This window comes from Brevibacterium sp. ACRRH (assembly GCF_022346365.1).
Classification (GTDB): Bacteria; Actinomycetota; Actinomycetes; order Actinomycetales; family Brevibacteriaceae; genus Brevibacterium; species Brevibacterium paucivorans.
In genome coordinates, this window is the sequence record NZ_JAKRMN010000005.1 from 59,936 (window position 1) to 72,781 (window position 12,846).

A 12,846-nucleotide genomic window follows, 5' to 3' on the forward strand; every position below is an offset into this window, starting at 1 on the left:
CACTAGCGCCCGGTCAGGCCCCATGCGTCTTCGCTGGAAGCCTCCACGACTTCCAGCCCGGTTTCGGGGTCGATGTCGCCGGCTTTCAACTCGCCAGCTCCCCCGTCACCAGCGGAGTTTCCGTCGGAAGGGTTAACGACCTCGGCGGCCTGCGCGTAAGGCGCGTTGCCCTGAGAGTCATCGACACCGTCAGCGCCCTCAGCAGACGAATCCTCAGGTGGAGCATCGCCCCGGATGAACGCCAAGGTGCTTGCCAGGTCTTCGGGCTTGACCAGCACGTCGCGGGCCTTGGACCCTTCGGACGGCCCAACAATTCCGCGGGACTCCATGAGGTCCATGAGGCGACCGGCCTTGGCGAACCCAACGCGCAGCTTGCGTTGCAGCATCGAGGTCGAACCGAACTGCGTGGTGATGACCAGCTCGGCGGCCTGGAGCAGCACGTCCATGTCGTCGCCGATCTCTTCATCAATCTGCTTCTTAGGCGCGCTGGTCTGCACGTCTTCGCGGTAGTTAGGCGCGAGCTGGGTCTTGACGTGCTTGACCACTTCTTCAATTTCGGACTCGTTGACCCAGGAACCCTGCACACGCATTGGCTTGGACTTACCCATGGGCAGGAACAGTGCGTCACCTTGACCAATGAGCTTCTCGGCACCGGGCATGTCCAAGATCACTCGGGAGTCGGCAAGCGACGAGGTTGCGAAGGCCAGGCGCGAAGGCACGTTGGCCTTGATCAGACCGGTAACAACGTCCACGGATGGGCGCTGAGTCGCAAGCACCAAGTGGATTCCGGCGGCACGAGCCAGCTGCGTGATGCGCTGAATCGAGGCTTCGACGTCGCGAGGCGCAACCATCATGAGGTCAGCCAACTCGTCGACCACGACGAGCAAGTACGGGTACGGCTGCAAAACACGTTCGGAGCCGGGAGGTGGCGTGAGGCGACCCTCGCGCACGGCCTGGTTGAACTCGCGCACGTGCTTGAACCCAAAGTGAGCGAGGTCGTCGTAGCGGGCATCCATTTCACGCACCACCCATTCGAGGGCTTCAGCAGCCTTTTTGGGGTTGGTGATGATGGGCGTAATCAGGTGCGGAATGCCTTCGTAAATGGTCAGTTCCACACGCTTGGGGTCAACCAGGATCATGCGCACTTCATCAGGCGTTGCACGCATCATGATGGACGTAATCATGGAGTTGACGAACGACGACTTACCGGAACCGGTCGCACCGGCCACCAGCAGGTGTGGCATCTTCGCAAGGTCAGCAACAACGAAGCCACCTTCAACGTCTTTACCAACACCCACGACCATCGGCTTGTCTGTTCCACGTGCGGCCTGGGAGCGCAGAACGTCGCCCAGAGCCACGGTTTCGCGGTCGGCGTTGGGGATCTCAATACCAATGGCCTTCTTGCCTGGGATTGGCGACAGGATGCGCACGTCGGCGCTGGCAACCGCGTAGGCGATGTTCTTTTCGAGTGCGGTGACCTTTTCGACCTTGGTGCCGGGTTCCAACTCAACTTCATACCTGGTCACGGTCGGACCACGCGAGAAGCCAGTGACGGCAGCGTTGATCTTGAACTGCTCAAATACTTCGCGAAGCGCTTCGACCACGCGATCGTTGACTTCCGAGCGCTCCTTTGGCGGTGGCCCCGCTGTGAGCATGTCCGAGGCAGGCAGCGTGTAAGTGACATCGCCAGCGAGCTCCAGCTGTTCGACGCGCTGCGGCAACTCCCCTGTGGCCACGGGTGCCGGCGTGTTGACGGTGGGCACCGTGTTTGCTGGGTCGGGCTTGCGGTCGATCGCGCGGGTGGCTTCTTCTGCCTGAGCATCTGCGGTTTCACCGGGCAGTGAGGCGTCCAGACCCTGGTCGCGTTTGAGTTTCGCGGTTTCGCGTTCGGCCTTGGTGGGGCGTCGCTGGCCGGGTTTGTACTTTGGTTCGTCTACGTCTTGATCGACGTCGTAGATCTCGCTGTTGAGCACCCGGGTAGGCGCGTCTTCAGCGGCAGGTGGGGCGACCTCGGCGTCCTTACCTGAGGTGTCATCAATAGTTGCCTTGTCATAGGCACGGGTAACTTCTTCGCCTTCTTGCTTCTTTGAGCGACGCTTGCGCCCCATAGGTTTGAGGGCCGAGGTGCGCTGGTTGGTGGCGACAAGATCGACGTTGGCGTTGTCACCCTGGGCGTCGCCGCTGGCTCCTGAGGTGCTGCCGGTGAGACGGTGGTAGAGGCCCACGAGTCGTTCGGGAACTTTAGCAACTGGCGTCGCGGTGATTACCAGGACGCTGAAGAGCGCGATGAGCACCAGAATTGGTACGGCAACATACACGGTCGCTGCGGTGACCAGAGGGCTGGACACGATGTAGCCCAGCGCTCCCCCGCCGTTGGCCATGGCTTCGCGCGAGTTGACGAAGCTGGGGTTACCAGCGGCGATGTGCGCAAGTCCAGCAGCGGAGACCAGAAGCGCGATAGTTCCCACCAGGATGCGGTTGTTTTGGCGGGTTTCGTTTCCGCGCATGAAGAGTCGAACGGCGTAGAGAACGAACACAGCAGGAAGGACCAGGGCTACTCGCCCAAAGGTCCCTTCAAATACTCCGCGCACCGCGTTGCCAAAGACGCCTGGTATGTTCCACCACTCGAAGGCCGCGACAACGACTGCCAGGCCAATGAGAAAGAAGCCTGTGCCGTCGCGACGGGTAGGAGTTTCTACGTCTTCACTAAATGCTTTGCGTGCGCGGTCTCCGGCCATGCGTGACATGCCCATCCATGCTCCGGTTACGGGGTTGGTTTTCTGCTGTTCGCCCGCGGGTTCAGTAGCCTGCGTGGGGGCTCCACGCTTCCGGCGTCCTGTACCAGTAGCGGGGGAAGTCGTACTGGTCGCCATGGTATTTACCTTAAATCTTTGCGTGGCAAACTCCGGGATTTCGCGTTGTGTGGGCGCGTCTTTTGTGACGGTTGGCATGGTTGTGGGGATGGGTTCGCCGAGGTGGTAGCAGCTGTGTTTCTGAGTGCTTTTTAAATGTTTTCTGAGTTTTGTTCATATTGTTACTCACAGGTTTACTCACTTGTAAACCTGTGAGTAACATATTTCGCGTCACTGAAAAGTGAATCAGCATTCGCTTAACGAACGATCAACATCTCACTCACAAAGGACTCCGCAATGAACATTCGTCGCACTGCTTCAGCTGCGCTGGCCGGTACCGCGGTCTTTGCAGCACTGTTCGGCGCCAGCCCTGCATTCGCTGGCGGAACCCACGAAGAAACCTACCCAGAAACCCCTGCCCTGAACCCTGACCTGCCGATCGTGCACACCAAGCACGGTTCGGACCACATCAAGGCCAACGTCCTCAACCCCAACCCAGTCTGCAACTCAGCAGAGGACTACCGCACCGTTGTGTACAAGGTGAAGGACTCGTGGGCTCCAGTTGGAACCATCTCCACCACCAACAAGACCAAGTCCCCTATTCCACTGACGCAGTCGACGAGCCGTTCGCAGACCATCTCGCTGACGGTTAACGGAAGCAAGTCGGAATCCACCGAATTCAACATGGGTGGAACCGGAAACGCCAAAAAGGGAAGCGTCAACGCTGGAATCGCAATGTCGCTTGCTAAGACCATCGGTGGCGAAGCTTCCTACTCACTGTCGTGGGAAGTTGGACAGCAGATTGGTCCTTACGACGTTCCAGCTGGCCACACCGGTGAAGCAACCTACGGTTTCCGCACCATCACCATGACCGGTACCCAGCAGCACTGCAAGCCAAACGGAACCTGGTCCACCCCAACCGCATGGACCGCATTCGCACCTATTAAGAACGAAGTTCGCGTGCGCATGTACGACAAGGCTTCCGGCGCTGAAGGTGGCAAGGGAACTGGCAAGCCAGTTAACCGCGTCATTGAGACCAAAGAACCTTCGGTGCCTAAGGTTGACACCACCAAGCCTTCCAAGAAAGCAAAGCACGACCTCGAGCCACGCCTGACCGTTGCTGCAGGTAAGGTTCCTGGCTACGCCGGAAACGTTGCTCTGCGCGTGAAGAACGTCGGTTCGGACTCCTACTACCAGGAGTTCCCACAGACCTCGTTCCTGCTGAAGGTCAAGACTAACAAGGGACCAAAGGGTGTTGACCGCCTCATCACCTCAGGTCAGTTCAACGGTGCGTACACCCGCGACCTCGGATTCGACAAGAAGACTTCGACCCGCACCTTCCAGGTGACCCTGTCGAACGCTATTGAGCCAGGCGACGAAGCACTGGTTGCGAACCTGAAGTTCGGTGACGGAAAGACCAAGCTGGGCCGTATCGAGAACTACATCGAGGTTAGCCAGGTTGGCCGCCTCAAGGACGACAAGACCGGCTACAACGACTACAAGAAGGACTCCCGAAAGGGTGTAACTCTGACCGACGGTGGCAAGAAGAACGCTGGACTGTTCTAAGCAGCCTTCTCACTACCGTAGGCGTTAGCCTCACGTGCACGCGCGGAGAGACATTGTGTCTCTCCGCGCGTTTTTTCTTAGGGGGCGTTGGACGGCGCGGGAAACGCTTACGAAACCTTGGTAACGCGCACGAAACATTTCACCGGTTTAGACTTATCAGCGGTGAAAAACTACACAGAAGGGGTCGGGATGAAAGCCGGTTTTGATCGCGAACGGTACGTCGAATTGCAGTCGGAGCACATTCGGCAAAGGCGAGACCAGATCGGCGGGAAGCTCTACCTCGAGATGGGCGGGAAGCTCTTTGACGATAACCACGCTTCACGTGTCCTCCCCGGTTTCACCCCAGACAACAAGATAGAGATGCTGCAACGCATCGCCGATCACATCGAGATTGTGATCGCCATGAATGCCCAGGACCTGCACCGCCACAAGGTGAGAGCAGACCTGGGCATCTCTTATGAAGACGATGTTTTGCGCCTGGTGGACGTGTTCCGCGAGCGCGGGTTCTTGGTCAACTGGGTGGTTGTCACTCAGATGGATGAAGAGAACACGCTGGCTCAGGCGTTTATCGACCGGTTAAAGCGTTTGGGGCTGAAAGTTGCTAAGCACCGAACGATTCCGGGGTATCCCACGAACGTGAGCAGGATCGTCAGTGACGATGGTTTTGGTCAAAACGAGTATGTGGAAACGGAGCGCGACGTTGTTGTGCTCACCGCCCCTGGGCCGGGGTCAGGAAAGTTGGCTACGTGCCTGTCGCAGATTTATCACGACTTTAAGCGTGGCATCCAGTCTGGGTACGCCAAGTTTGAGACCTTCCCCATTTGGAATCTGCCATTGGAGCACCCGGTGAACCTGGCGTACGAGTCTGCCACCGTGGACTTGGATGACATTAACGTCATTGACCCGTATCACCTGCAGGCGTATGGCGAGCGTGTGACCAGTTATAACCGCGATGTAGAAGTGTTTCCTCTGCTGAAGTCGTTGCTTGAGACGCTGGCTGGATCTTCGCCGTACCAGTCCCCCACTGATATGGGTGTGAACATGGTGGGCTCGTGCATCACGGATGACGGGGTATGTCGCAAGGCTGCCAAGCAGGAAATCGTGCGCCGTTATTACAAGGCTTTGGTAGATGAGGCGCGCAATGACTGGGATAACACGCTTTCGGAACGCGCCGCCATTGTGATGAGTAAGGCTGGCGCCACGGTTGATGACCTACGTGTGATTGAGCCTGCAGTGCAATTGGAAGCCCAGACGGGCGGTCCTGCTTCGTGTATGGAGTTGGCGGATGGGACGTTGGTTACGGGTAAGACGTCTGACTTGTTGGGGTGTTCCGCGGCGATGTTGCTGAATGCGCTCAAGCACCTGGCGGGTATTGACCCGGATGTTCACTTGTTGTCACCGGAGTCGATTAAGCCGATTCAGACGGTGAAGACCAAGCATCTGGGTAGCCAGAATCCGCGTTTGCACACGGATGAGGTGCTGATCGCGTTGTCTGTTTCAGCTGAGACAAGCGAGGATTCACGGCGGGCGATTGAGCAGTTGTCGCAGTTGCGTGGGTGCGATGTACACACGACGACCATTTTGGGGTCAGTGGACGAGGGGATTTTCCGCAGTTTGGGTATGCAGGTGACGAGTGAACCTAAGTACCAGCGGAAGAGTTTGTTCCACCGCCGCTAGGGTAAGGGCCTTGCGCCCGAGGTGAGCGCTGGCCCGAGTGATCACCCTGACGCGAGGTCACGCTACGGATGGCCAGCCGTTTGGTTTGCACCCTTGTAGGCCTTTGGTTTGTTGTTGCATGAGGGGCGCGGGCTTACCTTTTCCGGCGCACGACTTGTGACCGTGGCCTAGTGCGTGTCCAACTTCGTGGTTAATCAGGTAGTCGCGGTACTGTTCGGGGTCGTCGAAGCCGTCGGTGGCGTCTACCCAACGGTCGGCGTTGAGCATGACGTTGTTGCCGTTGTGGCATGAGACCTTGCCGAGTGTTCGAAGTGGCGCACACATTTTGTCGACTGTGCTTGGGGTGGCCAGGTTGATGGTGACGTTGGCGCGTTTGGGGCTGGTGACTTGGATGAATCTGACGTTGTCGACTTTTTGCCATCCGCGTTCGTCTTGCAGGGTTTTCATGATGCGCGCGGTGGTCGAGTCGACGTCAAAGGGGAGGTCTTTTTCGATGCGGATGTAGACCCGGAACGCCCTCCCGTCGTGGTTGATGGGGGAAAGTTTCTCGCTAACGTTCCACTTTTGCGATCCCTTGCGTGGGATGTCTTCTGTGGTGAACTCCCCGTCTTTCGCCTGGGTTGGTTCTGGGGTGGGGCTGGGTTTTTGGGTCGCCGAGGTCGTCGCTGTTTGCGTTGGTTCGTCAGTGGTGGCGGGTGTGGGGTTGTTTTGGGTGGCTTGTGCTTGAGGTTGGGTTGAGACGGTGCCCACGTTGGGTCGTGTGAGGTCCCACGCGATGATCGCTGAGGCGACAAAGCACACGACGATTAGTGATGCGAGCACAATTTTGTACGCGCGAGAGTTCGGCTCAAACACAACTCATCCAACCTTCAACTGCCAAGACAGTTAAAAGGATATCGGTGGCTAGCTCGCAACGGCTTGTGCCACGCTGAGGAGCTGCGCAGGCATGGGGCGCTGGAGCTTCCACAACACCTGCATTGGTTTCGCCCCGGAATGACTGATGTAGTCGGCGTTGCCCACACAGGTAAAAGCCTGGGTCCCGTTTTCCGAGTCTTTGGTTTCACGCACAAAAAGAACGATGCTCACTCCGTTAGACCGCTGATTGACGTAACGCTGTCCGGCATTGCTTTCTACACTTGTACGGTTCTGAGACTCCCAGTGGAACATACTGTCGTTGAGCGCATAGTCCTTGTACATGGTTTCCGGTGAAAAGTGGTTGGACGACTTGTTTAACGTGATGAACAAAGCTTCGGTTTGGTGTTCTTCCATCCAAGCCACACCTTCGACGAATGATCCGGGCGTTTGCTTTCGCTTCCACCCCATACCCATTGCCGCCAGAACTTCCTCACGCTTGTACTTTGCGTGTGACTTCAGAACTGTGGATCCTGCGTGTCCAGACAGTTGCTCCGGCACGACGCGGGTTTCGTTCCGGAGGACGTCAAAGAGCTGTTGCAGTTCTTTGTGCAGTTCGCCCTTCTCACGAATGAGCCGAATACCTTCTTCGATACCTCCTACACGGCCAGACGGCCATAAGGAGTAGTACAGCATCCACAAGTACGGGTCGTTCTGATCCGGAACTCTTCCGTGAGGGTCAGCGATTGAAAGGTATGCCGACATCCGTTCAGGATCGTCGACATGGGTTAAAACTTGCGCACGCATAACTGCGGGGCTGTTTGCGACGTTTGTTGTGTCGCCTGCGGCCCAGCGTTGCAGTTGAAGCCAGCTAGGAGAGCTTTTGATTGTTTTATAGCTGCGGCTGGATCTTCCACCGTAAATTGCAGACAGAGGGCGCATTGAAGAGTCCATGTACTCACGCATAGTGAGTTCGAGGGGGCTACGGTCTCCAGCAATTTCTTGTATTTCTGCGAGTAGCTGTGGAACGGTACGGCCTATCTGCTGTTTCACATTTTTAAGCACCGCTTCTTGGACTACTCGGTCGAAAACAATCTGTGTGCCTGGAGGTAGGAATGGAAAGCCCTCTTCGACAGCGTTGAGGAGGCGTTTGCGAGTCAGCCCAGTCATGGCTCTGAGCTTGGTGTCGAATCGGAACTCTTGATTCTGAAGACCTACGAAGTCCAGGACTGTGAGAACGGATTTACCAACTGCGTGCCTGAGACCGCGACCTAACTGTTGCAGGAAAACTGTCGCTGACTGCGTTGGTCGAAGCATGAGGAGCGTGTCCACCGACGGAATGTCTACGCCTTCGTTGAACATGTCTACAGTGAAAATGCAGTTGATACGCCCTGCGTTCAAATCTGCTATGGCCCGGGCTCGTTCTTCTCGTGATATTCCCGTTGCTACCCAGGCCGATTTCAGTCCGGCCGCATTAAAACGCTGTGACATAAATTGCGCGTGCGACACTGACACACAGAACCCAATGGCTTTCATCTTCGCAGAGTTTTCGACCTTATCCTCGAGCTCCTTGAGAATGATTCGCACGCGTGAATCGTTCGACGTGTACACGTTTTCGAGTTGACGAACATCGTAGTCTCCACGAACGAAACGGATCTGAGACAGGTCGGTGCCGTCGTTGACGCCGAAATAGTGGAACGGAACCAAAAGTTGAGCTTCGAGTGCGTCCCACAATCGAATTTCGCTGGCGTAACGACCGTCGAAAAATTCTTGGGCGATGTTAATGCCATCGGTGCGTTCTGGTGTTGCGGTTAAGGCTAGGAGCTCTTTTGGTTTGAAATAGTCGAAAATGCTTCTGTAGGTGCGCGCGGCACCGTGATGGAATTCATCGATGACAACAATGTCGAAGTGGTCTGCCGGCCAGTTGTTAAAACTCCTGCTGAGAGATTGGACCGACGCGAACACGTGGTCTCCTCTTCTGGGGGTTTCACCACCCACGAAAAGCTCGCCGAAGTCTGTCGATTTCAATACGGCTCGATACGTCGCCATAGCCTGGCGCAGAATCTCTTCACGGTGTGCAACGAAAAGCAAACGCGGCCTGCTCGTACCCGCCAAGTTGCGGTAGTCAAGAGCGGCGACAACAGTCTTGCCGGTACCGGTCGCAGCCACAACGAGGTTGCGGTGGCGGTCGTTAATGATGCGTTCGGCATGGAGGTCTTGAAGAATTCCCAACTGATGTGGGTGCGGGGTGATGTCAAAGAACGTTGTGTTGACCGTCGAACGACTCAGCGAACTAATCTCAAGGGCCTGCTCGAGCTTTTCGCGATCACGATCAGGCACATATTCCTCGAAGTGCGGTGACTCCCAGTATGTGTCGAAAGTTGCCTCAAATTTTCCTAGAACGCTGCCCGCTTGGTTGCGGGAAACGCGAACGTTCCATTCCAGACCTTCGAGTTGAGCAGCCTTACTCAGGTTAGAGCTTCCGACATACCCAGTGTCGAAGCCAGTGTTTCTGAAAAACATCCACGCCTTCGCGTGTAGACGAGTAGTGCTTGAGTCGTAATTGACTCGTACCTGAGCACCGCATTGGTTGATCAAGAAGTCGAGGGCTTTAGGTTCTGTTACCCCCATATAGGAGGTGGTGATGACTCGAAATGGCACTCCGCGCAGTTTGAGGTCTTTCAACTCACTCTCGAGAACGCGGATTCCGCTCCACTTTACGAACGAGCAAATGAGGTCCACCCGGTCAGCGCTTGCGAGTTCACGACGCACTTCCGAACCAATCTGCGGGTCGCCTTTTGCGTTCGTCAGTAGCGCGAGATCAGATAAAGGCGTTGTGGGTGCAGGTGGCGGCTCTTTTATATATGTGGGGTAGACGGAAAGCAGTTGTTGTGGCCCTGCTTCAAGCGGGTCAGTGTGAGCAGGCTCAGATAGGAGGTTCAGGATCCGGTTTGCCTCATCAACAAGCTCATCTTCTTTGAGAGCAGAAAGATGGGCATGAACCTGTTGAGCTACATAGCGTGACACCGCGGTGGCACTGTCGACGTGTGGAACCTTTGAATGCCGATATCTCAGCTCCCCGTCCTCGGCTTTGGCATTCACGTATTCCATTTGTTGAACGGTCAGAAGCTGCTCACGCAGCCCTGGCACATCAAGATACTCATTACCCATGAGAACCACCCGTCGCGTTCATAAGTTTGTGCACAGAAGGTAGGTCCGGCTCTGCCCAGTCGAGCGAGGATAGTGATTCACGCTCGACCCACCGAATCATGTCGTGGTCACTGCTCGAGGTTGGAAAAATGTGGGTGTCTACCTCATAACAAGCAAGGTCAATAGAAACGTCTCCTACGGGCGTGGTAGAGCGGTCGAGGCATTCGCCAACGGTGACGTTTGTGAGCCCAAGCTCTTCTTCGAGCTCTCGGGCCAAGGCGTGTTCTGGTGACTCGTGAGGTTCAACTTTCCCACCTGGGAATTCCCATTTACCGGCGGCCGATTTCCCGGCTTTACGTCGAAAAGCCAAAACTTTAGTGCCGTCGATAAAAATAGCGCCCACCACTTGAATTGTGCTCATGTGTGTACTCTAACCGCAGGCACTGACACAGTCCGCAAAACCAGCAACGACCTCGGCGGAGGTAACCTACCCAACCCACCCCTTAGCCGGGCATGAACGCGCCACACATGAAAGCGGGCCCCGCGACACATGTCACGGAGCCCGCTCTCTCAACCCGGGCCACTCCCACCGGAGCGACTCCCCTACCGCCTACAGCGGCAGCTTCTCCTTACGGCAGAAGTTCGTACGCAGGGAGGGTGAGGAAGTCGTGGTAAGTGTCGTCGGTGGCCATGTCCACGAACAGCTTGGTCGCAGCCTCCCAGTCACCAGCAGGCAACTTCGCCACTTCCTCGTCCACCAGCGAGCGCACCAATTCCTTGGTCACAACCTCACCCGTGTCAGACACGGTCGAGCCTGCCTGGATCCACTGCCACACCTGGGTGCGGGAAATCTCGGCGGTCGCGGCGTCTTCCATGAGCCCGTTGATCGCTGCCGCACCGTTACCGTTAAGCCACGACTGCACGTACTGGATACCAACCGAAATGTTGGCGCGCAGACCAGCATCCGTGATGTCGCCAGGGGTGTCCTTAACAGCCAACAGGTCGGCCGCAGTCACGTTGACGTCTTCACGCTTCTTATCGATCTGGTTAGGCTTCTCCCCCAGCACCTTAGTGAACGCTTCCTTACACGTGTCGACCATTCCTGGGTGCGCGACCCACGAACCGTCGAACCCGTCGTTCGCCTCACGAGTCTTGTCGTTGGTGACCTGCTCGTACGCCTTCTTGTTCGCAGCCTCATCCTTTGACGGGATGAACGCCGACATACCACCAATCGCGTGTGCTCCACGCTTGTGGCACGTACGCACCAACAGTTCCGTGTACGCACGCATGAACGGCACCGTCATGGTCACGGCAGCCCGGTCAGGGGTCACAAAGTCCTCACCCTTGTTCCGGTGGGTCTTGATAACCGAGAAGATGTAGTCCCAACGTCCCGCGTTGAGCCCTGACGAGTGCTCACGCAGTTCATACAGGATCTCTTCCATCTGGAACGCAGCCGGGTACGTTTCAATCAGGCAGGTCGCACGGATCGTTCCCTGTGCAACACCCAGCTTGTTCTGTGCGTACACAAACACGTCGTTCCACAAGCGTGCTTCCAGGTACGACTCCATCTTGGGCAGGTAGAAGTATGGCCCCAGACCCTTTTCAATCTGCCTACGCCCAGCAGTCGCAAAGTACAGCGCGAAGTCCACCAGCGAACCCGAAACCGGTTCGCCATCCACCAGAATGTGCTTTTCAGTCATGTGCCAACCACGTGGACGCACAATGATCGTGGGCAGTTCCTCATCTGGACGCAGCTTGTATTCCTTGCCCGTTTCCTCTGCCACAAAGTCGATCTCACGGTTGATCGCATCAAGCAGGTTCACCTGCCCACCCAGCACTGATTCCCATGCTGGAGTGTTCGCGTCTTCCTGGTCAGCCAGCCACGCCTTCGCACCGGAGTTCAACGCGTTAATCGTCATCTTGCGGTACGTAGGACCAGTAACTTCAACGCGGCGGTCCTCCAACCCAGGAGCAGGAGCAGCGACCTGCCACTCAGCGTCCTCGCGGATGTGCGCAGTCTCTTCCAAGAAGTCCAGCTCGCCACCCTCATCGAGGAACTTCTGCACCTCTTTACGCGCAGCCAACCTGGCCTGACGCTGGGACTCAAACTTGCGGTGCAGATCAGCGATCAACTCCAACGCATCTGCGGTGAGGACCTTCAGATGCTCATCTGCCACCTCGGCGGTAAATTCCATTCCCTGTGGAAGATCAAGCTTCGTTGCCATGGGTTTTCCCTTCAGTTAAATGAGTTTTGACGGTTGTGTTATCAGCGGATTGTTGACTGGATATTTGACTGGACTATTCACTGTCAGCGCCCAGACGGGCGATGACTGCTTGGGCGACCTGAGCGTCTTCGGCCGGTTTACCACCTGCCACTCCAAGTCCACCTACGTGCACGCCATCAAACGACAACGGCACACCACCTGCGATCGACGTGAGAATCCCACCCGACCCGAGCTCCAATTTGGTTGCCAGCTCCGGCAGGATCGCCGCGCTGGGTTTGCGCGTTGAGGCGGCAGTTTGTGCCTTCCTCTTCGACGTTTCAACGCTGTGTGGCGTCATCCCGTCGGCACGTCCATACGCAACCAGCCCCAAGGTCGGGTCAACCACGGTCGCGCACAGCTTCAGACCCAGCTTTTCGCCTTCCTCCAATGTCAGTGCGACGGCTCGTGCAGCCGTTTCATATGTCACGACATTGACAGTTGTGTAAGCACTCATGTGCGCCTTTCCTAAGTAAGTCGCCGAGGTG

8 protein-coding genes are annotated in these 12,846 nt (G+C 56.7%); 2 read left to right on the forward strand and 6 right to left on the reverse strand.

Annotated features, from left to right (window positions below):
* Positions 1-2: 2 nt before the first annotated feature.
* Positions 3-2,738 carry a DNA translocase FtsK gene (locus MHX53_RS06375; protein ID WP_239271769.1) on the reverse strand — a complete coding sequence of 912 codons (2,736 nt, stop codon included), beginning with the start codon at positions 2,736-2,738 and terminating at the stop codon, positions 3-5.
* Between the two features lie 411 nt (positions 2,739-3,149).
* Between MHX53_RS06375 and MHX53_RS06380 the strand changes: the two genes are divergently transcribed.
* Both MHX53_RS06380 and MHX53_RS06385 read left to right on the forward strand, forming a co-directional pair.
* Entirely contained in the window at positions 3,150-4,418 is a 1,269-nt protein-coding gene (locus tag MHX53_RS06380; protein ID WP_239271629.1) for a hypothetical protein, read from the forward strand.
* 189 nt (positions 4,419-4,607) lie between these two features.
* Positions 4,608-6,095 carry a DUF1846 domain-containing protein gene (locus tag MHX53_RS06385; protein ID WP_102238849.1) on the forward strand — a complete coding sequence of 496 codons (1,488 nt, stop codon included), beginning with the start codon at positions 4,608-4,610 and terminating at the stop codon, positions 6,093-6,095.
* Positions 6,096-6,152: 57 nt separating this feature from the next.
* On the opposite strand, the gene MHX53_RS06390 is transcribed toward MHX53_RS06385, so the two are convergent.
* The 5 genes from MHX53_RS06390 to MHX53_RS06410 all read right to left on the reverse strand — a co-directional run bounded on the left by MHX53_RS06390 (position 6,153) and on the right by MHX53_RS06410 (position 12,815).
* Complete coding sequence (locus MHX53_RS06390) at positions 6,153-6,950, reverse strand: DUF3152 domain-containing protein (protein WP_239271630.1); 798 nt, start codon at positions 6,948-6,950, stop codon at positions 6,153-6,155.
* Between the two features lie 48 nt (positions 6,951-6,998).
* Complete coding sequence (locus tag MHX53_RS06395) at positions 6,999-10,118, reverse strand: DEAD/DEAH box helicase (RefSeq protein WP_239271631.1); 3,120 nt, start codon at positions 10,116-10,118, stop codon at positions 6,999-7,001.
* The gene (locus MHX53_RS06400; protein ID WP_239271632.1) at positions 10,111-10,518 is read right to left on the reverse strand and encodes a (deoxy)nucleoside triphosphate pyrophosphohydrolase; all 408 of its coding nucleotides are present in this window, start codon (positions 10,516-10,518) and stop codon (positions 10,111-10,113) included. Before MHX53_RS06400 ends, MHX53_RS06395 begins: the two co-directional genes overlap by 8 nt.
* 208 nt (positions 10,519-10,726) lie before the next feature.
* Complete coding sequence (gene aceB, locus MHX53_RS06405) at positions 10,727-12,322, reverse strand: malate synthase A (protein WP_239271633.1); 1,596 nt, start codon at positions 12,320-12,322, stop codon at positions 10,727-10,729.
* A gap of 73 nt (positions 12,323-12,395) precedes the next feature.
* On the reverse strand, positions 12,396-12,815 hold the full coding sequence (locus tag MHX53_RS06410) for a heme-binding protein (protein ID WP_239271634.1): 420 nt from the start codon (positions 12,813-12,815) through the stop codon (positions 12,396-12,398).
* Between the last annotated feature and the right edge of the window lie 31 nt (positions 12,816-12,846).